Below are 24,624 nucleotides of genomic sequence, written 5' to 3' on the forward strand. Positions count from 1 at the left end.
TCTCCTACTATTTTAGTGCCTTTTGCTATTATATTTTGAATAGAAAATTGCTCTTGTTGCTTTTTTTCATTTTTAGGGAAATTATTGATTTTCTAAATATTGGTTTAGATTTTTATGTATTTGAAGTATTTTATAATTGTCAGAAGAAATTCCAAAATAAGGTCTATCTATTTTATATTTATCTTCTGCTTTTAAAATCTCTGCAAACCCTTTTGCTCCATCTACGCTTTTTAAACCATGAACAACTACAAATGAAGTTTCTGGATTATAAACATCTACAGATGTTGATAAATTATAATATTGCACCTTAGGTGTTACCTCATCTAATATTTTTTTAAATGCAGTTATCGCTTCAGTATTGTTTTTTTCAAATTGAAACAACACTTTAAAAGACGTAGACTCAGTATTTGGTTTAAACGTTTTATCACTTACAGATTTTAAGCTATTAACTATAGCTTCTGCTTTAATAGCCTCTGGCATGTTTGCATAAGCTAATGCTACGTCATTAAGTCCATCTACATAGGCTTGATATCCATTTAACCTACCATTTGCTGTTGCTTTTAAGAGCGCAAATTTTGCTACTATTGATTCGCCATCAAAAAACTTAATATATTTATTTGAATTTTCAATTACCTGAGCATAATCTTGTTCTTCTAGTAATTTATAGGTTGCCTCATATAGACTTTCCGGACTACTTTTGTCTCTAGTAGCTGCTAATTCTGGGTTTTTCAAAATCTCGGCATATCTGGAACTTGAATAGTTGGCTATAATATCTGTTTTGGTGATTTGTGCTTCGTCGTTTTCGCCTAAAATCTCATATATTTTATATAAGTTATACTTAGAAGGTAAAATTAATTTTTGCTCAGGATTACTAGCTAAAAGGTTTAAAAACTTGCTTTTAGATAAATTATATTCCTTAAATTTTTCTTTATAAATCAGACCTAACTGATAATAGGCATAATTACGATCCTTTTTTAAACTATCAAGTTCTTTTTGTGCTGTAGGGATTTGAGCTATATAAAATTGCGGATCTAAAAACTCTTGATCTTGCTCTAAAACTGCTGCAATATCAGAATTGGATTGATTGCCAATTGCGCTTCCGCTTGCAGATGACCACCTCCAATCGTCTTGATTTTTACGGTCTCCCCAAATACGTGTAAATTCGTTTTTACCATAAGCGACTGTGCTTTGATTATAAAAATAAAAATTACTACCAACACCTGGTAATCCACCTCTAGGCTTAGTGACATTATTTATTGGCGTATTTGTTGTTGCTAATCCTTTTTTTCTAGCTTCGATTTCTAAACGTTCTTTTTCTTTTTCAGCTTCTATCTTAAGCTTGTTGGTATAGTCTGTAAAAAATGTAACACGATCTGCATCAGACATGCTAACTAGTTTAAGTATGCTATCATTAACTTCGGCTACGCCTTCATAATAAATAACATCATCTAAGTTTTCGCGTTTACGCTTAATGGTTCTGTAAGGTTTACTGTTTTCAACCATACTAGTCATTGTGCTATCAAAATAAGCTCCTGCTACTTTATAGTTGTTTCTATCAAAATAAAAATCGCCTAGAGTCTCATAGTTTTTGGCTGTTAAAATTTTATCTGTAGATTTTTCTCTTAGTGATTTATTGTAATATACTACTGCTAAAGAATCTGATTTATTAGTTAAATGAAACTCGCCAATTTGGTGATATATCTTATCTAGGTACGGACGATTTTCTCGGTCTTTTTCTAATTTGCTTAAGTATTTTAAAAATGCAATTTTATCGCCTTTATTGTAATCAAAGTTTTTAGCTTTCTCAACATGTGCAGCCATTAAGTAACGACGTGGAATTTTTCGGTTTAAATCTATAACCTCGTCAAATGCAATATTTGCACTGTCCTTGTAAGTAAGTACGTTGTATAGTTGTCCTGTTATAAAACCAAAACGTCCTTTTTCGTCATTATTTTTAGTTGCTTTAGCTGCAATTTTGATTTGCGTTAAAGCACTATCTAAAGCTTTAGTATTGATGTAGGCTTGTGCTAAAATGGACGTCGCATCTGCTAGTTCTTGACCTTCTAACTCTTCTTGTTCTATTAGACGTTTTAGATTTTTAATGGCTAACTCGTCATTATCCAAACGCATGTTAGTTTTTTCTCGCCAAACCTTTGCAGTGTTTATTTTATCTGAAGCAGGATATTTGTAAAGGATGTAATTAAAGGCTTCTAGAGCTGGCACAAAGCGTTGATCAAAATATCTAGCTTCTCCTAACAATAAATAGGCTTCATCAATTTGAGGATTATACTCTTTACCTTGAATATTCATCCCATGTTTTTGGATGGCCTTTACTGCTTTTTCTTCGGCTTTAGTAAAACTTTCATTTTTTGATTGTCCTGGTAAAACAATCTCATCACTAACTTGCATACGCTCGACAGGCAAGATGTCCCAATAGTTGTCCTTGTAACCATCGTTAAGACTGTTTTGTCCTTGTTTTAAGGCCTCGTAACCATTAAACAAAGCATTATACTCTGCAGTAACTGCATGAAAATTACGATTTATAAAACTGTTTTTTTCTTGAACAACTAGTAATTGTTGCTAAGATCAAACCAGAAACTATACAAATTTTTAATGCTATCTTCAATGCGGTTGTATTTAGTGTAATACATAACTAATTAATGCCATAATTATTATTTATAATTATTGACAGGTGCGTAAAAATAAGCATCTTTTTTACTTTTTGCCAAAAAATGAACTGAAACTTAGATGTTTTAGTCATCCAAGAGCATATTACACTGGATTTACTGTACCAGAAAAATGCGCTTCCAACTCTTTTAAAGTTGCTTCGCTAGTTTGTATATCTTTAATTACTTGACCTTTATCTAAGACCACAATACGCTCGCATACATCTGTGACGTGCATTAAATCGTGACTTGACACTAAAACAGTGACTCCTTTTTTTCTGCTAAATCCTTAATAATTTGTTTTAATCTAATTTGTGTTGTTGGATCTAAATTAGCAAAAGGCTCATCCAAAATAATTACCTCAGGATTACCAATTAATGCAGCGACAATACCTGCTTTTTTCTGATTTCCTTTACTTAAATCACGAAGGTATTTTTTTGACCCAAAATTTCGCCATGAAAAAAGTCTTCAAACTGTGACACTAAATTGTCTACGTCTTGTTTGTTTTGTCCACGTAAATCACCAATAAAATAAAAATATTCTTCTGGTGTTAAATAGCCAATTAAAAAGCTTTCGTCAATAAAAGCAGACGTAAAAGGTTTCCAATCTTCGCTTTCGTTAACTAATATTCCATTAGTTTTAATATAACCAGTAGTAGGTTTTATTAAATCCAACAACAAACTAAAGTACGTTGTTTTTCCTGCACCATTATTACCCACAAGACCAAAGCTTTGACCTTTAGGTATGTCTAAATTAGAAATATTTAAAACTTCGTTTCCGCTATATTTTTTTGAAAGATTTGTTGTTGTTATCATAGTTAAAAAGTTTTGTAAATATTAATTGTCTTGGTTAAATGCTTTTATCATTTCATACTTGGAGTCTAAGTACTTATTGGTAATAAAGCGCATGATTTTTTGATGAAAAATAATTCCGATAACTCCTAGTAGTATTAACGCAGATATACCTGCATAAAAACTAACAAAATGAGATAATAACCCAAAAATAGCCAATGGTAAAAGTAACAATGGGATACCAATTAACCATTGTACTGCTCCTGTACCTTGAAAGTTAAAAGCCGCACGTTGATTTAAGTCTATTTTTTTTCGATTAAAAGATCCACCAAGCATTATAACATAAGTATTAACACCTATATTATACACTGCTGCTGCAAAATGCGCAACTAAAATTTTCCAACCAAAATATACATATGGAATACTTAGCACAAACATGATAATAACACTAAGTACCATTAAGGTGTATTTAGATTTTAAATATTGCTCATACTTGATGTTTTGGCTCATTAGCATTTTGTAATATCCACTATCCCAAGCTGGAATAAATTGTCCAAAATTAATTAAGAAAATACCAGTCACAAATACACCAATAAAACCATACATAATAGGCATGTCTCTGTACATTGGTTGTGGATAAAAAAACAAACCATATAATAATCCAAATACCAACATAAAAACTGCAGACCTTGGACGTTTGTTTCTCCAAATTAATTTTAAATCTAATTGCATAAAAGGTGCACTATCACCAAAACGCTTGGTCCATCCTAAATCTGAAGTGGTTACCTCTTTAATTTTTGTTTTAAGTGAATGGTCTAAGTATAATTTTTTAATTAATATTTTATGATTAAACAGGTATAAACCAATTAAAATTACAATCAAAATTAGCAGTAAAAATGGATTGTTTACTATGGCTAACATAGCTGAAGACAAAGCTCCAGAAATATTAATAATATTAAAATAGTTAAGTCCAAATAGCGTACCAGCAAATATGATTACTGGTAGAAATGACAATTCTGTTTCTGCAGAAAAACTTTCAATAATAAAATTTAAAAAGTTATTTATTAAGGTTAGTAAAATCATGGCAGCAGCCCAAGTCATTACGTCTGCTAGTTGATAATCCTTAGTAATAAGAATAATACTAAAAGGTATTATGGCAAAAAGGGGTAAAAAATTAAAAAAGGACACTTGCAGATTTTCCTAAAACAAAATGCACAATACTACTTCTTTTAATAGGTATGGTAAGCAAAGGTTTGACACTCAATACTGGTAATTTTTGAAGAAAAAAGCGTAATAATAAATCGCCTAAAAACCAAAAAAGATAAATCCGTTAACCACTCTAAAAGGGTCTTGATCCGGAAAAGTTTTCTCTAAAATTGGATATAATCCAAAGCCTAATGCTAAAAACACTAAAATAAAATATAAAGCAAAAAAGCCCATGACAATTTTTATTGCTAAGCTTTTACCAAAGCTTGCCGAGCGTATAAAAGATTTCCATTCTAGGCTTAAAAATTTAGTAATCATATGCTGATGGTTTTGGTTGGTTTAATAGATAAGTATACAAATGTTTAAAAATGTTACAAACAAAATTCTGGATAGGTCTGGTTTAAAAGTTGTTCTGCTTTGTTTGGTATAACCTCAAAACTAATGTACATCCAAAGACAAAACAGTGTAGAAAAAATAGACAAGCCCAAAACAATGTAAGGATAACTAAAAATATTACCAGAAAAATTATACCATTGTGGCAACTGAGTTAGTAAAACTATTGCAGAACCTCCTGCTTGTTTAAATATTATTTCTTCTAACATCCATTTTTTATTGGACAGTGCTTTACGCTGTTTAAATTGTTTTTTTAGTTGTACGCTTTTGTAGATTGTAAAAACACATATTATTACAAAAAGACCAATTAAAAACGATTTTGCAAAAATTGTAGACAACCCTAAATAAATACCAAAAAACAAAGCTAGCGTAGTAATTAATTTAGGAAACGTAAACCATTGCTTTAGCTCTGTCCACAGGTATTTGAAGTAGCGTTTATTCATTGCCTTTTGACGACGTTCTAACACGTCCATAAAGCCAAATACTCCAAATTTTTTGAAGGCTTGGTCTCTTGCTTCTTCAAAAGATAAGTTAGTTTCTGTTTGCCATACAGACTCAATGTCGTTTGCTAAGTGATCCACTAACTCGGTTTGTAAATCATAATGCTCAACGTAATGTTGTCTTGTAAAGGCGTATAGGTTTTGTATTTGAGGTTGGGTTAACTTCATATTAAATTATGCTGTTTTATATTGATTATACAATGCTTTTTGGTCTTTATAAATTTGTCTTGACACAACTTCTGACGCAATACAAAACAGAAAAGAAATTACCCACAAAACAATAAACCAAAGTGCGCCTTGACCTTCAATAAAACTTGACTTAAAAAGTGTTAGAGAGAAACTAAATAACTGAGCCAACATATTTACAAATCCCGAAACGGATTGCATATAACTTAATGACAAATGTTTTTTATTATCTATTGTTTTACGTCTATAAGACCACCAAAATGAAAGGATAGTAAAAACAAATAATATACCTACTAAACTATATAAAAAGTCCTCTTTAACCTCTATAACATTAAAAAGGGTAATTAATACATACATTAAAGCTGCAGTAATAATAATTTTAGGTAAACTAAAAAAAGACAACAAGTACTTAAAAACCCTGTTATAAAAAGATTTTTCAATCTGTTTGGTCCTATTAGTTATTAACGGTCTAAAACCTTTTGTTCCAAATGCTAATTTTGCTTTTGTCACCGCTGCTTCAAAAACAATTTCCGGATTATCTTCCAAAATCTGAGCAGTTGCATCAGCTAAATGGTCCACTAATTCAATTTTTAAATCAAACCATTCTATCCCGCTTTTTTCAACGTAGGTATCTATATATTGTATTTGGTCTTTGGTTAAATTCATGATTTAGACAATAGTTCTTGAATACTCTAAAATTTTATTCTTTTTGTTAAGCAACTCGATGCCTCCAGCGATGTTAAATAAAATTGCTAAAAACCAAAAGGCAATAAAAAAATATTGATTTTCTAACCATGGTTTAGCTGCTCCCATAGTATATAAAAACAAAGACGGTAAAGCCATTATTGAATATAAAGGCTGTGCCATTTGCAACTTTTTAAAAGTTTTAAGATGAGAATAACCAGTAATAAGCGCCCAAAAATGTATAATTGACAGACTAACTATAAGTATTAAAGTAAGTGCTTTATTTGGCTGAAACTGCTGCATCCAATACACTGCAAATCCAAATACTATAGTAAAGGGAAGATAATTAGGCTTATAAAAAAACATAGCCAAACGTCGCCACATTTCTCTTTGATAACTCCAATGGATTGTTTTTTGACGTTTCTTTTCAAAATCTTGAATAAAATCTATTTTAGATTTAAGATAACCTTCTAACTGCTGGTCTTTATTAGATGCTTCAAAATCTGAAGCTAAATGATCAATAAGCTCCAATCTAACATCTACATACTTTACCTTAAGTTTAATTAGGTAGTTATCAATTTGGTTTATATTTTCTTCGGTTAAGCTCATTCTTAAACAAGTTTTTTATATTCCTTTTCATAGTTTCTCATAATACTAACAGCTGTTTTTACAAACGTATAAATCAGTGTACATGATATTGCAAACACTCCTGCTGCAATCCAATGACCACTTTCTGATTCAGCTTGATACTTCGTTAATAAATGCAAAGCATTAACCACTTGAAACAAAAACACATATACCAATCCAATACGCTCTACACCAGAAAATCGATCATAATTAAATACCCTTAATACAACCAAGTAAACAATTCCTAAGACAATAAAGAACAGCAATGGAACACTAAAAATAGCAGTCTCAATGGTTTCAAAACCAAAATTATTAATAAAAAAACGAGCGCTAATTATGACACCTATAAACACTAAAAAACTATTAACAGTTAACATATTTAGCCAAATTAGTTTCAACAAATTATTATAAGTGTTTCTTAAAAAACCCTCATTATCCTGTAATAATCTAGTTTTATTACTAATCATGTACGCTTTAAAGGCTTCGTAAAAAGACAATTCATTGTTTAACTCTAACTCAGCTTCTAATGCAGATGCAATGTGATCCACCATTTCCATTCTGATATCTGCAAAATGGATTTCAGAATTCTCTAAATAAGTATCTATAAATTGTATGTTCTCTTGGCTTAACTTCATACTAATCTAAGCTAAATTTAGGATTCATAAACGTTTCCATGGTTTTAATGTAATCCTTAAGCTCTTCCAATTTACTAACCGTTTCTTTATTACCCTTTTCGGTAAGTTTATAGTATTTACGCAATCGGTTATCTACTTTTTTGACCTCGACATCTAGCAATCCTTCAGCTTCAAGTTTATGCAAAGCAGGATACAAAGCACCTTCAGTAATATTCAGTTCACCTTTAGTTATTGCTTTCACTTTTTGTGTCATTTCGTAACCATACATTTTTTCACTTTCATTTAAAAGCTTTAAAATAATAGTGGTCAGACTACCCTTATATAATTTTGAATTTGCCATATTACAAACATACATAATTTTCTTATGCATAATAAACTTATGTATTAATTTTTTCTAAACAGAAGGCAAAACGGTAAAGCTTCATTATTTTTACAAAAAAAATAAAATCATGTCTCAATTTAATACACTAACTATTTCGGATATCACACGTCAAACAGACCAATGTGTTACGTTGACTTTTGCTGTACCAGATAATTTAAAACAAGACTACGCCTTTAAAGCAGGTCAATATATTACACTAAAAACTAAAATTAATGACGCAGAAGTAAGACGTGATTACTCATTATGTTCTTCTCCGTCAAGCGGAATACTAACCGTTGCGGTTAAAGCAGTACCAAACGGAACCTTTAGTACTTTTGCCAACAGCAGTTTAAAAGCTGGTGACACATTAGACGTTGCAAAACCACAAGGACGTTTTGTTTTTGAACCAAAAGCATCTGAGGAACGTACTATTGCAGCATTTGCAGCAGGAAGCGGAATCACACCAATTTTAAGTATTGCAAAAACAGTATTAGAGCAAGAACCTAAAAGCCACTTTGTATTAGTTTACGGTAACAAAACGGTTAATGACACTATATTTTTAGCAGATATCTTAGCCTTACACCATCAATATCCAGAGCGTTTTTATGTACAATTTTTATATAGTAAATCTCAAGAAGACAACGCCTTATTTGGACGTATCGAAAAAAGTACCGTTAACCTTATTGTAAAAAACAAATACAAACATGTTACAATAGATGCTTTTTACCTTTGTGGTCCAGAAGCAATGATTAACACCGTTAAAGAGGTTTTAATTGAAAATAATATTGCAGAAAATACTATTCATTTTGAATTATTTACTGCTGCTTCCCAAAATACTACAACCACTGTAGAAGCAACTGATGGTAACACACAAATAACAGTGACAGTGGATGACGAGTCAGAGACCTTTACAATGTCGCAAAAACAAACCGTTTTAGAAGCTGCATTAAAACAAGACCTAGATGCACCATATTCTTGTCAAGGTGGTGTTTGCAGTAGCTGTATTGCAAGAGTTACAGATGGTAAAGCAGTCATGAGACAAAACAACATACTTACCGATGCCGAAGTGGCTGAAGGTTTAATTTTAACCTGTCAAGCACATCCTACAACACCAACATTAGTTGTAGATTATGATGATGTTTAGACCAAAACATACATTTAAACGTTTTTTTAACACCTTTTACCGAATCACATCTAAAACTGACCTTCAAAAAATAAAACTAGTATAGTATCAGATATCTTTGAAACAGATTATAACACTGAAATTTGTTAGTTTAAGGGATGATATTAATTTTATATTAGTAGTTAAAATCTAAAAGCCTCAAGAAATTGAGGCTTTTTTTATGCGTTTAAAACAGCAGTAACTTTTTCTGTAATTTGTTTAGGTTGTATACTTCCAGCGACATGTTTATAATCTTCTGGATATTTATTACCGTAGATAGACGTCGGTAATTTAGGATACACCATTTTGTCTGGTGTAATATTATAGCTTTTAGGCTGATTAAATGCAGCAAAACCAGCATAAGGATGCGTGACTCCCCAAATAGTAATCACTTTAACACCAAGCATAGCTGCCAAGTGCGCATTACCAGAATCCATGCTTATCATGACATCCAAGTTAGATATTAAATCTAACTCCTGGCTTAAATTATATTGACCTGCAACATTTATTACAGCATCACTATTTGCTGCCAATGAGTCTAGTTTAGCTTGATCTGCTTTACCACCAAACAGAAAAATAATATAATTCTCCTTTAATATATTAATAACCTCTTGCATCTGATCCAATGGATACATTTTGGATGTATATTGTGCAAAAGGCGCAATACCAATCCATTGCTTTGTGTTTTGGTTATTTACGGTATTTAAAATTGCATTAGGAAGTGGTTGTTTACCAGGAAAACTTGGGTTATCTAAACTAAGCTTAAAACCTAACGCTTTAAAAACATCTGCATAACGTTGGTGTGTACTTTTTAAAGGATGAAAATTTTGTCCATTAACAAGCGCTTTCTTTTCGCTTCGACCCTTATCTATTTGTTTAAATTTTTTTCCGAAGAAAAAAAGCTTTAAAATCTTAGTTCTTAAAACATTATGTAAATCTGCAACAGCATCAATATGCAATGCTTTTAGTTGCTTGGATAGTTTATATAATCCAAAAACACCTTTGTGCTGCTTGTTTAAATCAATAGCAAAAACCTCAACATTTTTTAAATCTCTGAAAAAAGGAGCAAAAAACGGACGTGTTAAAACGGTTAGTTTAAGGTCTGGATAATGTTGTGTTAACGCTTGTAAAACAGGAACAGTCATAGCAACGTCTCCCATTGCAGAGAGACGTATTACTAAAATATGCTTTGGTATTTTGGACATACTAAAAACACGTGCTAAAATTACAAGTGCACGTTTTTATTTCTGGTTTCTTAAAACAGGATTAAGCTCGTCGTCATTATACATTTTCATTTGCTTATATACTTTCATGTATTTATCACCACTTTGGATATCAGATAATAAGGTATCAATAGCAGTGCTTAAATCCACACGTTGTTCTAATAAAATATCTAATTTAGTTTGGCAAGCAGCTTTATGAGAGGCTGACGCATCTGCTCTAGTTGCTTCCTCTTCCATGTGGTATACTTTTAATGCAAGGATAGACAATCTATCAACTCCCCAAGCAGGACTTTCTGTATTAATAGTCGCATCACTTTTAGGTGTTACGTCTTTATATTGCTCTAAAAAATAGCTGTCAATATATTCTACCATATCTGTTCTGTCTTGGTTAGAGGCATCAATTTTACGTTTTAAAGTTAATGCTGCAACTGGATCTATTTGTGGATCACGAATAATATCTTCATAATGCCATTGTACAGTATCTATCCAACATTTACGGTATAAAAGATGTTCTAATAAGTGCGTACTTTTGTCATAAATATTAGTAAACGGTTGGTCTACCGTATTAGTGATATGGTACTTTTTTATAACGTCTTGGAATATTGTATTTGCTGTATCTGTAAACATATTGTTATTTTTAAGACTGTAAAATTACATAAATTAAACTGAATTTTAGGCTGTACGCGTTTTGGCTTTTTAAATATTAGAGTAACTTTACTTTTTAAAGAAACAATTATCATGCATATTCATAATCTATCTGAACAAAATTCTATTTTAAATCAATTTATTGCTGAAATCAGAGACGTTTCTGTCCAAAACGACAGTATGCGTTTTAGAAGAAATATTGAGCGTATTGGAGAAATTTTAGGCTACGAATTAAGTAAATCTTTAGAATTTGAAACTAGATCTATTACAACGCCTTTAGCAACGTTAACAACAGAAACCCCAAAAAACGATGTGGTTTTATGCTCAATACTTAGAGCTGGAGTCCCATTACATAATGGTTTACTAAACTATTTTGATAAATCAGAAAATGCATTTATATCTGCCTACAGACACCATTTAGATAATCCTGAATCTTTTGAAATAGTTGTCGAATATCTAGCGTGTCCAGACCTTACTGGTAAAACTTTAATACTTGCAGACCCTATGTTAGCCACAGGACAATCTTTAATTGCAACTTATAAAGCTTTAGAGCCTTTTGGAAAACCAAAAAACGTACATATTGTAGCTGCAATTGGTGCAGAACCTGGTGTTGATTATTTAAAAAATAATTTACCAGAAGATACTAATCTGTGGATTGCTGCAATAGATAAAAGCTTAAATAATAAAGGTTATATCGTTCCTGGATTAGGAGATGCTGGCGATTTAGCTTTTGGTGCCAAACTACAACACTAATAGGACTATTGGAATAACTAATAACAATCCTAAAAACAATTCTTTAAACCATTTTTCTTCAATAGTTTCAATGTAATTGGTAATTATTACAGCTAAAGGTGCAAAAAGAAATAAGAGTTCGCTTCCGTTTTTTTGTGGTGCAAATGCTGCTATAATGCTAGCAAAAATACAAGCTAAAAACAAGATTTTATAAGATGGTCGGTAACTTCTCATTTTCTTTTTAATATCTTTTAAATAAAACAAAGATGACCAGATCCCAAAAGATAACAACATGGTTATTGCTGTTATAAATTGTACCGAATTATAGTTGTTAAAGTCAAAATTAACTGCTGGATTTATATTTAGTGCTAAAAAATAATCATCGTAAACTACTATCGAAAAACTAATAGTCAAAACAACAACTGTTGCAAAACCAATAAACGGAACCAAGTAATATTTTACGTTAGTCTCTGAAAACAACAACATAGCTATAAACAGCAACGGAAAAAACAAAATAGCCCAAAAATAAAATAGCGATGCCACAGCAATTAAAAACCCTGAATCAAATAGCTTTTTAATTACGTCTTTTTTTGACCTAATACTTATTAAACGTCTTAATGTAAGCAAGATAAAAAAATTAGAGACAACAATTTTATAGTCCAAAAAGGCTTGCGGAATAGCCAAAAAAAACAGCGCAAATAATAAAATTTCGTAGTTATTTTGTTGCGATAATAAGTTTTTAGTAACTATAAAATTAAGCAGTAATATAGACAAATAGACTAATATAAAAACAGCGATATTGGTCCAAATGGACGTTTCAGCATTAACTAAATTTGAGTACTTAAAAGGCAACAATAAAAAAGCAATTAGTGTGATACTAAAAACAATTAAAAAATTAATTGGTTTGGATTTGCTAAAAATTGTTGTAATCATTAACTCTTTTTGTATTTTTGTACTATAAATATACTATTATATAATTATGAAAGATTTTTTTGAAGCTATAGCAAGCCTTTTTGTTGACGTATTATTTGCTCCTTATGACGCATTAAGAGCCTTAGAACTAGAAAACTGGTGGGCAGCAAACTTTATGTCATGGATATTTATCATCATTGGATTTGTAGCGTTTGTTTATTGGATGTTACAATTAAAAGGTTACGCAGCTAACAACGAAGAAGATAAAAGTATCTCTTCACACTCATATTTATAAAACTTATAGGTCAAAACCTATATCTTTTCTATAATTCATCTTATCAAAGTTTAGTTTATCTATACTTTGGTAAGATTTTTTTATGGCCTCTTGGTACGTATCGCCATAACTAGTTATTGCCATAACACGACCACCTGAGGTTACAATACCACCATCTTTGTTTTGTGCGCCTGCATGAAACACGATAGAGTCTTCAATATTTTCTAGACCTGAAATTACTTTTCCTTTTTCATAAGCTTCAGGATAACCACCAGATACTAACATAATTGTAGTTGCTGCTCTTGGGTCTACCTCAATAGTAATTTGATCTAACGTTTGGTTAGCAATTGCTTGAAAAACCTCAACTAAATCGTTTTTAAGTCTTGGTAATACGACTTCTGTTTCTGGATCACCTAAACGCACGTTATACTCGATAACCTTAGGCTCATCTCCTACTTTTATCAACCCAATAAATACAAACCCTTTATAAGGTAAATTATCTTTTTGCAAACCAGCAATCGTTGGTTTAACCACTTGCGCTTCGACTTTATCCAAAAAGGCTTGATTAGCAAAAGGTACAGGAGACACTGCTCCCATTCCGCCTGTATTTAAACCTGTATCACCTTCGCCAATACGTTTGTAATCTTTAGCAGTTGGTAAGATTTTATAATTTTTACCATCGGTTAGCACAAAACAACTTAACTCTATTCCGTCTAAAAATTCTTCGATAACCACTTTAGTACTAGCTTGCCCAAACTTAGCATCCACAAGCATGCTTTTTAATTCGGCTTTAGCCTGATCAATATCATTTAAAATAACAACCCCTTTACCTGCTGCTAATCCATCTGCTTTAAGCACAAATGGAGGATTTAAGGTTTCTAAAAACGCGTAACCATCTTCCACAGTGTCTTTATTAAAGCTTTGGTAAGCTGCTGTTGGTATGTTATGTCTGTACAAAAACTCTTTGGCAAACTCTTTACTACCTTCTAAAGTTGCAGCTGCTTGTTGTGGTCCAATTACCGCTACGTTTTTAAGCGCGTTATCTGCTAAGAAAAAATCATGAATACCTAATACTAAAGGATCTTCAGGACCAACCACTACCATAGTAATTTTATTATTTAAAACCACCTCTTTTATGGCTTCAAAATCGGTTACGCTAACAGGTACATTTTTAGCTATTTGTGCTGTACCAGAGTTTCCTGGTGCTACAAAAAGCGAGCTACATTTTGGGCTTTGTTTAAGCTTCCATGCAATTGTATGTTCTCTTCCTCCTGATCCTAAAATTAAAATATTCATTGTAGTAATGTTGTGTTGTTGTTGTTTCCACAAAAATAATTATTTAAAAGAATTTGATTGACTTTAAATCCAATAGTTTTTTATTTCTTTATTTTACAGAAAATCTATTGCATTGAAACAATTTGAATGGTCTTTACGGTTAAAAGGATTTCCTGTTAATGAAGCTAAAAAAACACAAGCTATTATTGATGGGTTTACACAAGCTGATTATGCTAATTACCTAAGTAAGCAATTACAAGCCATTGTTGCGTTTCATTTAGAACACACACCATTTTACAACACTTTATGTCAAGGTATTGACACCAAAGATTGGAGTGCCTTACCTGTGTTAACCAAAGCTAACTTGCAACAACCTTTAGCTAATAGATTATCCGATAAGTATACTTTAAAAACCGTACATAAGCATAAAACCTCAGGATCTTCCGGAACCCCTTTTGAGTTTGCTAAAGACAATTTTGCGCATGCCATGACTTGGGTGACATTTATGCAACGTTATAGTTGGTTTAATATAGATTTAAACACCTCTAAACAAGCACGTTTTTATGGCATTCCGTTAGATACCAATGGGTATTATAAAGAACGTTTAAAGGATTGGTTAGGTAACCGTTTTAGGTTTTCGGTGTTTGATTTAAGTGATGCTGCTTTAAATAAAGTATTACATAAATTTAAACGTACAAAATTTAATTACATTAACGGTTACACTAGTGCTATCGTACAATTTGCAAAGTTTTTAAAACGAAATAATATTGTTTTAAAAGACGTTTGTCCCACATTAACTGTTTGTATTGTCACCTCTGAAATGCTATTTGATGATGATAAAAAACTGCTTGAAACACAATTTAATATTCCTATTGTAAATGAATATGGCGCAGCCGAATTAGGGCTTATTGCTTTTGAGGACCAACACGACAATTGGATAGTAAATACCAACCATTTATATGTCGAAATTTTAGACAACAACAACCAACCAGTCCCTTATGGTCAACCTGGTAAAATTGTGGTCACCGATTTATATAATCGTGCACACCCTTTTATACGTTATGAGCTTGGCGATTTAGGACAGTTGTCCACTAAAAGCACATTACAACGTCCAATTTTAGACTCTCTAACAGGACGTACCAGTGATTTTATTACGCTTCCAAGCGGAAAAATTGCAGCAGGTTTAACCTTTTATTATGTGACTAAAACCGTCATGACCAAAGACGTGAATGTAAAAGAATTTATAGTCGAACAAATTGAAATTGATACCTTTAAAATTGACTATGTTTCTACCGAAGCGTTAAGCCAACCTCAGCAAAAGGCTGTACAATTAGCTGTAGATAAATATTTGGAACCTAATTTAAAATTAATTTTTGAGCAGAAAACTGTTTTGGAACGGGAAGTTAGTGGTAAACTAAAACAGTTTAAGTCTGGATTGTAGTTACAATTGGTATTTAGTTTAAGCCTAGTTAACGCTAGGTTTTTTTTGCTATTGTGTAAATAAAGTGTCACAACGACCTTCTTGTATTTCAACGGTTTCTCCAGTGTATGGGTTTTCAATATCAAACCAGAATGTGCCTGATACGATATTATTAATGAAATCTAATTTGGTAATAGTTAGTTCTCCTGTGAAGGGTTACTATCTAATAGTAGCCTTTCTGTTTTAATTTTACTGTCAAGTCATAGTTGGTAGTTTTAAATTAGTTAGTATAGTTCATATCGAAGCGACCATTTGTTATATTTATTTCGTTATCATCGTAGTCTAAAACGGTAAACTCAAAAGTTCCAGATATTATAAAATTATCTTGGTCGAAATTTGTTATGGTTAGAGTTCCTGGGTTTTCTGTAGTTGATGCTCCGCTAAAAGTAATTCCTCCTCCAATATTATATTCGCCATAATGATTATTTTGACTTTCTTCATATAGAGAGTATGTAATTTCTTGTAATTGATTGACATCAATACCACCTATAGAAATAGATTGTAAGGATGAACCACCTCCTTTACTACCGCTAATATTAAATGTATAAGCACCACCCACAAATTGGTAAAAAGCACTTGGTGCGTTATTACCAAAACTTGGTGGCACAAAAGGTTCTCCGTTAATTAAGCAACCAAAGGTTTGCTCTCCTGTTTGTGTTGCAGGTGGTAATTGGTCTATTGGGTTTGTGGGTGTGTTGTCGTCATCGTTGTTACAGCAACTTAATGTTGTTATAATTGTTAGAAGTAAGAGTAGTTTTTTCATCGTTTTGTTTTTTTTATAAAGATAGTCACAGTTTTATACTATTTGCTGTGGTAAAAACCGTAAATTTTAATATGGACAGTTAAATTATTTTAGCTTATTATTTGGCAATAGGTACATAAAATATGTGACCCTTTATTATAAAGAAAATTTGTAAATTGTTCGTTATTCGAGAACTTTTCATATATTTGTATAATATTTGAGCAAATGAAACGAATAATTGCAAAAAGTACACTTCGGGAATATTGGGAAAAACACACTGATTCTGAACAGTATTTGAAAACTTGGTATGATACAGCCAAGAGTGCCAAATGGTTTTCACCAAATGATGTAAAGCAAACTTACATCAACGCAAGTATTCTTAAAGATAGTCGAGTAGTTTTCAACATTAAAGGGAATTCATATCGACTGATTGTAAAGTTTAATTATGAAAGGCAATGGGCATTTATTAGGTTTATTGGTACACACGCTGAATATGACAAAATAAATGCAGACACTATTTAAAAATTAAGACTATGAACATGAAACCAATTAAATCTGATAAAGATTACCGAAACGCACTAAAGCGTTTGGAAATGATTTTTGATGCTCCAATTGACACAAAAGATGGAGACGAAGCGGAAATACTTTCTTTGCTTATTGATAATTATGAAAACGAACATTATCCAATTGAAGCGCCAGACCCAATCGAGGCGATAAAAATTAGAATGGAAGAATTGAATATGCGCCAAAAAGACTTGGTTGGAATAATTGGTGGAAAAAGTCGAGTATCCGAAATTCTGAACCGAAAGAAAAGATTGACTGTCGATATGATTAGAGAATTGGAACAAAAACTTCAAATCTCAGCTTCAGTTTTAGTAAATAACTATCAACTTACAAAAAATAACCATTAATTTGCACGCTTCTAGCAATATATAAGACCGTTATTGACACGGATTTTAAATTTGGGTTTAGACTAAACTAAAACAGTTTAGGTCTGGATTGTAGGTTAAAATCTATATTCTGCTTTTAAAAGTACCATGCGTGGTAGCAATATAACTTCTGTAGTTGAAGACCCTAAATCGCTAATAGAAAAACTAGTGTAACGTTTGGTATTAAATAAGTTTTTACCAGTTATGCCTAGCGTTAGTTTTTTATCAATCAACTTATATTGTGTTTCAAAATCTAAAAAATAATAGGTATTATCCGTCTCTAAACTCCCAAATTGGTAACGTTCCGTTTTTACTTTTGCATCAAACTTTTTATTAAAGATAAAGTTAAGATCTAAAAAAGATTGATTGTTAGTAAACTTACTATTAGCAAAGGTTTCAATTTTATTGGTTGTCCAAGCAGTACCAATATGGTAATTAAAAAACCCTTTAAAAGCAGACCGTAATTCTAATCCATAATTATAATTATTAGACACCACTGTTCTTAAATTAGAATTGTTTACGACATTTTTAAATTCGTTTTTAGTATACCCTAAATCTAACTTTAGGTTAGATGACATAAACTTAAAATAGTAATCAAACTTGGTATTAATGGTAAAAAACTGACTGTCTTTAATAAGTGTTTTCTGGGTTTGTGTGTAGTTTTGATTGATTAGCGTGTTGGTTGATAAAAAATCATGGTTTTTAGTATATAGCACCAAGGTGTTTGCAAAAAACCGATTTGCCCAATTACCCAATTGATAATTAAGCATCACACTAGAGGCTTTTAATTGGTTAAACGTATTTGTTCCTTTAGTGAAAGATCTAAATCCTGTTAACACATAATTACTGTACACGTCTTACACTTTGGCATTAGCCGTATTGTAACTATAAGTGGTTTGTATTTTATTATTACTATTTATTGTCCACTCTGCACCAACACTTGGATTAATATAAAAAGGGGTTTGTTGCGTAGATACATTGTTACTATGTACAGTATTAAACAGCTGATGCGCTTCAAGGTTACCACTTAATGCAATATTATCAAGTTTTATCCTGTATTTGCTTTTAAAATAGATATCGTTAACCTGGTATTTAGTCTGATTTTGATACTCTATTGGCTGATGTAGCGATACATTATCTTCTAACAGTGTAAAACTGGTGTTTAATTTATCTTCTCTAAACTGGTTACCAAGTTGCAACTCCAATAAATGACCATTTGATTTACGATCTAAAATATGCGCATTTACACCAACAAACTGCATTTGGTTATTACTAACCTGAAAGATATTGTTTGCAGTGCTATACTCTGGAAATAAATCTTGATACAAAAACTGATTTATAGTATAGTTTTGTGGCTTTTTTTCAGTTATAAAACGACCTGTAAGTAACATTACCTTTTGGTCTTTAAATTTATTAGTATAGTTTAATTTTTGATCAAAAAAAGTAGTGTTTTGTTCTAAATTTTGGAGTGTAGACACACCATTAAATACTAAATTAGCATCATTATTATAATTACCATTATTGTACTTTGTGGTAGACTCTAACATTTTAGTGTTAGAAGGCTTGTAGATCAAATCCACCTTTCCAAAAGCCAATTGCTTTTTATTATTCAGCTTATAATTTTCTGTGTTGGTAAAACTGTTGGTATTTGTGGTAATATTATCCACTTGATTTCTAAAAAAGAGGTTTCATCCCAATTAAAAAAGCCTAAAGTTTTAATCTTTAACTTATCAGATGGATTAAATATGGCATTTAGCGATATCAACTCGGCATTATTAAAATTGGTGCGTTCTTTTTTAAAATTAGAATCGGAAGCCGATAAGCCTATTAAATTACTTACCGATTGATTATCTCCTATACTTGCTGGCTGATTAAGTCTAAAAGGTTTAATTAATTGCTGTATATCTCCTGTAGCATTATAACCAATACTATTGGCGTTGGCTAAAAAGTAGTATTTATTTTTTTTACCAAAATTCATCAAATTAGCCTTGTAATGATAAAAACTATCGTTACCAACATTAGCCTCCAAATTACCAAACCAAATGCGTTTTGACTTATCGTTTAATTTTAAGTTTAAAGCTACCTTATCGCTTACTTCTATGTCTTTTAGCAAATGGTTGTTGGAGTAGTTTTGTAACACCTCGACCGTTTCAATAGGATAAGCAGGCATATTTTTGGATAATAATTTATACCCTTTTTCAAATAAATCGTCACCATCAATCATTAGTTTTTCAATCTCTTTATTACCAACTTTTATAGTGCCTTCACTGTCTATATTTAAACCTGGTATTACTTTTAGTAAATCCTCGACTGTATGTTCATTTCCTCTTGTAAAGTATTTAGTTTTAAAGGTTATGGTATCCTTTTTTATTACCATTGGACGTTCTGATTTTATAACAACCTCATCTAATGTAAAAGGTTGCTCTTCTAAAACTACGTTTATAGTTTTATTAGTTTGAGTGCCATCTAATACTAAAGGGATTGTTTTGGTTTTATAGCCTAACGCTTTAAAAACCATATTAAACTGACCTTGGTTTTTGGTAACCAATGTATAGTTTCCGTTGTTGTCTGAATATGTGTAATTTAAAATACGATTAGTTAACGTATCTTTTATAGTTATGCTAACGGAATATAAGCTGCCATTACTATCTGAGACCTTTCCAGACAATGTTGACTGCGAAAAGCCAATGGTTTGGAACACTAACAATAACGTTATGAAAATTAGTTTTTTCAATATTATTATTTTTTGTCTTCCCATTCAAACAACAACTCACGTCCTTGTCTTGTATTAAAGGTATCTACAGAGACATTTGTCCCTCTGTCTTGTCTAGATTTTAGATTATTTTTAAAGTTATTCATCTTTGTATTAAACACCTCTTCTCTTAACGCTACAAATGCTTCTAAACTAATGTTTACATCGTGCTTGTCTTGATTAAGTATCTTTTCATTAATCGTTTTTTTAGTTATTTTAGTGACAATCCATTCGTATTTATGTGTTTGGTCATACATATCTAAAATTAGTCCAGGTAATCCATGAAACTTCCATGGTCCAAAAGTAATTGGGATGTCATTAGTGTACCATGCTATATATTTTCGACCTCTAAAACTTGTGGTTGCTTTATTGCACATATATGTGCCAATTTTAAGGGTATCTGGATGGCTTAGATCCCAATCTAGTTTTGGGAGTGCTTCCGTTACTAAATACAAACTGTTGTCAAACGTTATAGTCTCTGTAGATGATAGCTTATTTGTATTAAGGTTTGTAAAGTTTCGTTTTATAACATTTTTTTTACCAACAACAATAGTTTCATTTATTTCCGAATCATCCGCTTCGTCTTTTGTTGCATTATCTTCATCAAAAGGCATTTCGTAATAATTGGACTTATTATCTTTTAAATATGGGATTAAAATTCCTTTTTTAGAAAGCGGAATATAAGTATTGAAATTAACTGTGTATTCTATTTGGTATTGGTTGCCTACAGTTTCTGGAGTATTTATTTCTTCATTATTTTGAGCACTTGCTGTAAAGAAAGTTCCAACACAAAACAGTAGTAGTAAAATTTTTTTCATAATATGTGTTTTATGAAGTTAATTATCAATTATTTGGCGATAGTTATGTTAACTTACAATGCAAATTATTTAAAAAAGCTAAATGACTTAAGACTATTTTTGTCAATTGGTTGATTATTTTTAATAATTTCGTAATATTTTGAAAATGAAAATTTTGCTTCCTCGATATTAGTTAGTAGTGTTTTAGATGTGTTTTTACTATTGCTTTTAGTAAAGCCAACTAAACCACCATCTGTGTTTTTTATAAATACACCAATTGTTATATAATTACCTAACGTTTTGCAAGTTGTTACAGTTGCTTCTGACGATTTAATATTAAAAGTTGAGGTGCTTAAATTTAACTTCGTGTTTTTAGATTCTATTATTGATTCTGGCTCTATTAATTCTGTCAATATTTTTTCTATTGATTTTACCGTTAAGTCCTGATTAAGTGTGTAAGCTATTTTTGTGTTAATATCAATTAGTACCAATTCAGATTCCGTGTCAAACGAAGTAAAAGCCATATCATCATTAATTATTTTAGATTCTACAAGAATAATTTTTTGATCTGTAAAACAAGTAGATTTAACTTTAATAGTAGGTATTTTGAAATTATCTGTAGCTGTAATACTGGATTGATAGATAAATTTCCACGTTTTGGTTGTGTCCGTTTTTTTTGAAGCTATTAAAAATGGATTGGTAATTAATACTACGAAAATTATGTATATATATTTCATGTGTTTTAGGTTTAAAACTGCCCCAAATTGGTAGTTTACTTGACTAAAAAAGTAACCTACTTTTCTTATACAATTCTAAACTAGATATAAATTTATAAAACACCATGTTTATAATCTTATTTTTTTGCGCTTTATCGAAAACAGCGTGTTTTACTCATTTTGTGTTGTGGTTAAAACCTCACCTATCTGTTTTTAAGCATATTAAAATTATAAAAATCGATTTTTTTTACAATTTATAAATCACTTTAAACATGATAATACGTGGTAAAACAAATGTTTTACTATCCTGAATCAAAAAGCTACTAAAGTTATTGGTTTGTCTAAATTAAAATTTTAGAAAGAGTAAGTGAAATTTATTAAAAAATATCTTTTGAGTAAGTTAACGCGAAAGGCGTTATTTGAAATATCAGTCGTATTTTCTTGAATAAAATAGTTTTGATTTAGCAAATTAACACCAGATACATTTAATAGCCAATTTTTATTTTTTGGCTTGAAAATTAATTCAGAATTTAAAAACGAGTAATTGTTCTTTTTATTCTTAAGAGAAGGAATAAAATAATCATAAGAAATTGTACCTGATATTGTTTTATTAGGTGTAAAAATTAATTTTAAATTGTTCTCTATAGACTTATTAAGAAATGTACTTGTATTCTTAGTTTCTTGCAAAAGATACGTGGTTTTATTCTCTAAATTAAAGGGTAAATTAAATACTGTTTTAAAAAAATACTATTAGAAGAAAAAATACTTTTATTGCTTCTTAATCCAGAATTATTAACTACGTTTTTAAAGTTAAAAATTGAATAGTTAGAAATTAGCTTTACGTTGGTTTTTAAAAGGGTTATTAATTTTGAAAAATTCAAATTAAAAGCAATATTTTCTGTGTTTTTTGGGAGAAAGAAATTTTCGATTTCTGTTGTATTTTCAGTAATTGATACGTTATTAAAAATATTACCTTTTTGTTTAGTATAACTTGCTCCTAAATATAATTCTAACTGATTAAATAGGTCGTTTTTTGAAAAAAATAGATTTATAGTTTTATTTTTTTGCAACGATATATTTGGTGTGTTTTTTTACTATTCTGTTATCAATTAATATTTGATTAGTAAACAAATACTGTAAAGATGAAGTGTTATTATTTAAACCTGAAGTTAAATTAAAAAAAGAAGTTCTATCAACTTTGTATGCTATGGTAATTGAAGGCTCAAAAACAAAATGGTTAGATTTTGATAATGAAAATTCTTTTTCTAAAATTTGATCTATATACTTTAAAGCATAATTTGGTGTTATCGTAAATTTACCCAAACGCCAATTATATGAACCATTGGTATAAAAGACATTCTTTCTGTAATTTAAATTATTTGTACCATTATCTATAGTTACTATTTGAGTATTATCTTGACTGAACAAATTAGAGTTGAAGGATTCATTATTCAATTTAAATCCAAAACCAATACTATATTTGTTATTCTTTATTCCTTTTCCAAGTAAAAGAGCCTTTAAAGAGGTGTTTTGCTTTTTTGTATTATTATTTTGAATGTCATTACCAAACGCTAGGCTACTTAAAGTTGATGGTTGAATATTAAAGTTTTGACCTAAAATGTTTGTTGTATTTGTGATTTTGATTTGTAAGGCTTCTTTTTTTGATAACTTTTTAGTGTAATCAAGATTCTGTTTTAGAAACGTATTAATTGATTGTAAAAATGATCTAAAATCATTTTCTTGATTTGATAAGATAGAAGCGTTTGTATTAATAGATTCATCTCTTAAACTTAAATTATATTCGAGTAAAGAAGTTTTAGAAGTATTAAATTTTAATTCTATATCTCCTCGGTATTGAATAGGTTTTTTTTCAATTAATTTATTATCAAATGTATAAAACTCTTGATTATTAATCCTGATGTTACTTTCAGAGAGTTGATTACTCCTAACTCTATCAGAAATATAATATAGATTAATTTTTGTTTTTATTTTATCTGAAAGTGTAAAAACACTATTTAAGTTGCCAAATAGTTGATTATTAATATTTGAAAGATTATTTTTTGTTACCTGAGGCAAGTATAATTCTGGTATAATTTGCTTAGCTAAATATTGATTTTCTTTTAATTGCTCTAAATTAAATTGATTGCCTGAGTAGTTAAAAGGGGAAGCATTTTCACCCACGTTATTGTATGTGCTTACTAAAAATGATTTTTGTTTTTTATTAATAGATAATAGATTACTAGATAAATTTATGGGCGTTTTACTTGCATCAGGAAAATCTCCCAACCCTATATCTGTATTTACTGACAAATCCGTTTTATTTTCTTTTAACTTTAAATTTAATATTACTTTATCACTGTTTTCAATATCCGTTAGCAGCTTATTTTCTGAATAATTTTCTATAGCTTCAATCTCCTTAACTAAATCAATATTAATATTCTTAGTACCTATACTGTAATTATAATCAAATAAGTTGTCTCCCTCTATAGTAACGGTTTCAATACTTTTACCTCTGTATTTAATTATGTTACTATCGTCGCTTATTTCAATTCCAGGTATTTTTTTTAATAAATCTTCTACTTTTCTTTCTGTACCATCACTATAAGAATCTACATTATAGACTACAGTATCATTTTTTATTGCATACGGTCTTTTTCTACTTTCTAAAAAAATTTCATCAAGTTTTTCTACTTTTTCCTTTGAAAGGGTAATATTAAAATCTATGTTTTTTTAGTTCGATAGGTTTTATAAACTTTTCATATGTACTATAACCAATAGCAGTAGCTTCCAATAAAAGACCATTAGTACTATATTCTTTTTTAAGTTTATGACTAAATATGCCTTTTTGGGCTATTATAAACTCGCTTATGACCTCTTTTTTATTAGGATCCTTTATTAATATATTGGCTTTAATAGGATTACCTATACTGTCAAAT

At 30.4% G+C, this 24,624-nt stretch carries 25 protein-coding genes and 2 pseudogenes; 6 read left to right on the forward strand and 21 right to left on the reverse strand.

Annotated elements, in window-relative coordinates:
- Window positions 1-81: 81 nt before the first annotated feature.
- The 9 genes and pseudogenes from porW to AC0L3M_RS11815 form a co-directional block, all read right to left on the reverse strand.
- Complete coding sequence (gene porW, locus AC0L3M_RS11775) at window positions 82-2,502, reverse strand: type IX secretion system periplasmic lipoprotein PorW/SprE (protein WP_473430872.1); 2,421 nt, start codon at window positions 2,500-2,502, stop codon at window positions 82-84.
- 270 nt (window positions 2,503-2,772) lie between these two features.
- Window positions 2,773-3,481, reverse strand: a pseudogene (locus AC0L3M_RS11780) (ABC transporter ATP-binding protein).
- Between the two features lie 21 nt (window positions 3,482-3,502).
- The gene (locus tag AC0L3M_RS11785; protein WP_473430873.1) at window positions 3,503-4,645 is read right to left on the reverse strand and encodes a DUF5687 family protein; all 1,143 of its coding nucleotides are present in this window, start codon (window positions 4,643-4,645) and stop codon (window positions 3,503-3,505) included.
- Window positions 4,632-4,981 (reverse strand): annotated as a pseudogene (locus AC0L3M_RS11790) (DUF5687 family protein). Before AC0L3M_RS11790 ends, AC0L3M_RS11785 begins: the two are co-directional and overlap by 14 nt.
- A gap of 53 nt (window positions 4,982-5,034) precedes the next feature.
- Window positions 5,035-5,724 (reverse strand): hypothetical protein, encoded by a 690-nt coding sequence (locus tag AC0L3M_RS11795; RefSeq protein ID WP_473430874.1) that lies wholly within the window; start codon window positions 5,722-5,724, stop codon window positions 5,035-5,037.
- A gap of 6 nt (window positions 5,725-5,730) precedes the next feature.
- Window positions 5,731-6,408, reverse strand: a complete 678-nt coding sequence (locus AC0L3M_RS11800) for a hypothetical protein (protein ID WP_473430875.1) — start codon at window positions 6,406-6,408, stop codon at window positions 5,731-5,733.
- 3 nt (window positions 6,409-6,411) lie between these two features.
- A complete protein-coding gene (locus AC0L3M_RS11805) occupies window positions 6,412-7,035 on the reverse strand; it encodes a hypothetical protein (RefSeq protein WP_473430876.1) in 624 nt (207 codons plus the stop codon).
- Window positions 7,036-7,037: 2 nt separating this feature from the next.
- Window positions 7,038-7,688, reverse strand: a complete 651-nt coding sequence (locus AC0L3M_RS11810) for a hypothetical protein (protein WP_473430877.1) — start codon at window positions 7,686-7,688, stop codon at window positions 7,038-7,040.
- A 1-nt stretch (window position 7,689) separates the two neighbouring features.
- Window positions 7,690-8,028 carry a PadR family transcriptional regulator gene (locus AC0L3M_RS11815; protein ID WP_101202823.1) on the reverse strand — a complete coding sequence of 113 codons (339 nt, stop codon included), beginning with the start codon at window positions 8,026-8,028 and terminating at the stop codon, window positions 7,690-7,692.
- A gap of 109 nt (window positions 8,029-8,137) precedes the next feature.
- Here AC0L3M_RS11815 and AC0L3M_RS11820 point away from each other — a divergent pair, with 109 nt between their 5' ends.
- Window positions 8,138-9,193 carry a 2Fe-2S iron-sulfur cluster-binding protein gene (locus AC0L3M_RS11820; RefSeq protein ID WP_473430878.1) on the forward strand — a complete coding sequence of 352 codons (1,056 nt, stop codon included), beginning with the start codon at window positions 8,138-8,140 and terminating at the stop codon, window positions 9,191-9,193.
- A 197-nt stretch (window positions 9,194-9,390) separates the two neighbouring features.
- On the opposite strand, the gene AC0L3M_RS11825 is transcribed toward AC0L3M_RS11820, so the two are convergent.
- On the reverse strand, window positions 9,391-10,416 hold the full coding sequence (locus AC0L3M_RS11825; RefSeq protein ID WP_473430879.1) for a glycosyltransferase family 9 protein: 1,026 nt from the start codon (window positions 10,414-10,416) through the stop codon (window positions 9,391-9,393).
- A gap of 36 nt (window positions 10,417-10,452) precedes the next feature.
- On the reverse strand, window positions 10,453-11,061 hold the full coding sequence (locus AC0L3M_RS11830) for a DUF4254 domain-containing protein (protein WP_292948687.1): 609 nt from the start codon (window positions 11,059-11,061) through the stop codon (window positions 10,453-10,455).
- A 111-nt stretch (window positions 11,062-11,172) separates the two neighbouring features.
- Between AC0L3M_RS11830 and upp the strand changes: the two genes are divergently transcribed.
- Complete coding sequence (gene upp, locus AC0L3M_RS11835; protein WP_473430880.1) at window positions 11,173-11,832, forward strand: uracil phosphoribosyltransferase; 660 nt, start codon at window positions 11,173-11,175, stop codon at window positions 11,830-11,832.
- Here the strand turns inward: upp and AC0L3M_RS11840 are convergent.
- Window positions 11,821-12,744 carry a DUF6427 family protein gene (locus AC0L3M_RS11840; protein ID WP_473430881.1) on the reverse strand — a complete coding sequence of 308 codons (924 nt, stop codon included), beginning with the start codon at window positions 12,742-12,744 and terminating at the stop codon, window positions 11,821-11,823. The two genes, upp and AC0L3M_RS11840, sit on opposite strands and share 12 nt — an antisense overlap.
- A 46-nt stretch (window positions 12,745-12,790) precedes the next feature.
- Here AC0L3M_RS11840 and AC0L3M_RS11845 point away from each other — a divergent pair, with 46 nt between their 5' ends.
- Window positions 12,791-13,018 carry a DUF6341 family protein gene (locus tag AC0L3M_RS11845; RefSeq protein WP_473430882.1) on the forward strand — a complete coding sequence of 76 codons (228 nt, stop codon included), beginning with the start codon at window positions 12,791-12,793 and terminating at the stop codon, window positions 13,016-13,018.
- Window positions 13,019-13,021: 3 nt separating this feature from the next.
- On the opposite strand, the gene purD is transcribed toward AC0L3M_RS11845, so the two are convergent.
- Complete coding sequence (gene purD / locus AC0L3M_RS11850; RefSeq protein WP_473430883.1) at window positions 13,022-14,293, reverse strand: phosphoribosylamine--glycine ligase; 1,272 nt, start codon at window positions 14,291-14,293, stop codon at window positions 13,022-13,024.
- Between the two features lie 112 nt (window positions 14,294-14,405).
- Between purD and AC0L3M_RS11855 the strand changes: the two genes are divergently transcribed.
- Complete coding sequence (locus AC0L3M_RS11855) at window positions 14,406-15,713, forward strand: phenylacetate--CoA ligase family protein (protein WP_473430884.1); 1,308 nt, start codon at window positions 14,406-14,408, stop codon at window positions 15,711-15,713.
- A gap of 48 nt (window positions 15,714-15,761) precedes the next feature.
- Here AC0L3M_RS11855 and AC0L3M_RS11860 read toward each other — a convergent pair whose 3' ends face one another.
- A complete protein-coding gene (locus AC0L3M_RS11860) occupies window positions 15,762-15,887 on the reverse strand; it encodes a hypothetical protein (protein WP_473432504.1) in 126 nt (41 codons plus the stop codon).
- 85 nt (window positions 15,888-15,972) lie between these two features.
- Window positions 15,973-16,515: a Riean_0653 family protein gene (locus AC0L3M_RS11865; RefSeq protein WP_473430885.1), complete on the reverse strand. Its 543-nt coding sequence runs from the start codon at window positions 16,513-16,515 to the stop codon at window positions 15,973-15,975.
- A gap of 204 nt (window positions 16,516-16,719) precedes the next feature.
- Here AC0L3M_RS11865 and AC0L3M_RS11870 point away from each other — a divergent pair, with 204 nt between their 5' ends.
- Window positions 16,720-17,016 (forward strand): type II toxin-antitoxin system HigB family toxin, encoded by a 297-nt coding sequence (locus AC0L3M_RS11870; RefSeq protein WP_473430886.1) that lies wholly within the window; start codon window positions 16,720-16,722, stop codon window positions 17,014-17,016.
- Window positions 17,017-17,027: 11 nt separating this feature from the next.
- On the forward strand, window positions 17,028-17,405 hold the full coding sequence (locus AC0L3M_RS11875) for a helix-turn-helix domain-containing protein (RefSeq protein WP_473430887.1): 378 nt from the start codon (window positions 17,028-17,030) through the stop codon (window positions 17,403-17,405).
- 95 nt (window positions 17,406-17,500) lie between these two features.
- Here AC0L3M_RS11875 and AC0L3M_RS11880 read toward each other — a convergent pair whose 3' ends face one another.
- The 6 genes from AC0L3M_RS11880 to AC0L3M_RS11905 all read right to left on the reverse strand — a co-directional run bounded on the left by AC0L3M_RS11880 (window position 17,501) and on the right by AC0L3M_RS11905 (window position 23,998).
- The gene (locus AC0L3M_RS11880) at window positions 17,501-18,277 is read right to left on the reverse strand and encodes a hypothetical protein (protein ID WP_473430888.1); all 777 of its coding nucleotides are present in this window, start codon (window positions 18,275-18,277) and stop codon (window positions 17,501-17,503) included.
- 3 nt (window positions 18,278-18,280) lie between these two features.
- Window positions 18,281-19,090 carry a hypothetical protein gene (locus AC0L3M_RS11885; protein ID WP_473432525.1) on the reverse strand — a complete coding sequence of 270 codons (810 nt, stop codon included), beginning with the start codon at window positions 19,088-19,090 and terminating at the stop codon, window positions 18,281-18,283.
- Complete coding sequence (locus tag AC0L3M_RS11890) at window positions 19,033-20,157, reverse strand: carboxypeptidase-like regulatory domain-containing protein (protein WP_473430889.1); 1,125 nt, start codon at window positions 20,155-20,157, stop codon at window positions 19,033-19,035. The genes AC0L3M_RS11885 and AC0L3M_RS11890 overlap by 58 nt, the downstream gene beginning before the upstream one ends.
- A 5-nt stretch (window positions 20,158-20,162) precedes the next feature.
- Window positions 20,163-20,993, reverse strand: coding sequence for a GLPGLI family protein (locus AC0L3M_RS11895; RefSeq protein WP_473430890.1), 831 nt, complete (start codon window positions 20,991-20,993; stop codon window positions 20,163-20,165).
- 65 nt (window positions 20,994-21,058) lie between these two features.
- Entirely contained in the window at window positions 21,059-21,709 is a 651-nt protein-coding gene (locus AC0L3M_RS11900; RefSeq protein ID WP_473430891.1) for a hypothetical protein, read from the reverse strand.
- Window positions 21,710-22,744: 1,035 nt separating this feature from the next.
- Window positions 22,745-23,998 (reverse strand): hypothetical protein, encoded by a 1,254-nt coding sequence (locus AC0L3M_RS11905; protein WP_473430892.1) that lies wholly within the window; start codon window positions 23,996-23,998, stop codon window positions 22,745-22,747.
- Window positions 23,999-24,624 lie beyond the last annotated feature (626 nt).

Source organism: Olleya sp. KJ81-1 (genome assembly GCF_055808135.1).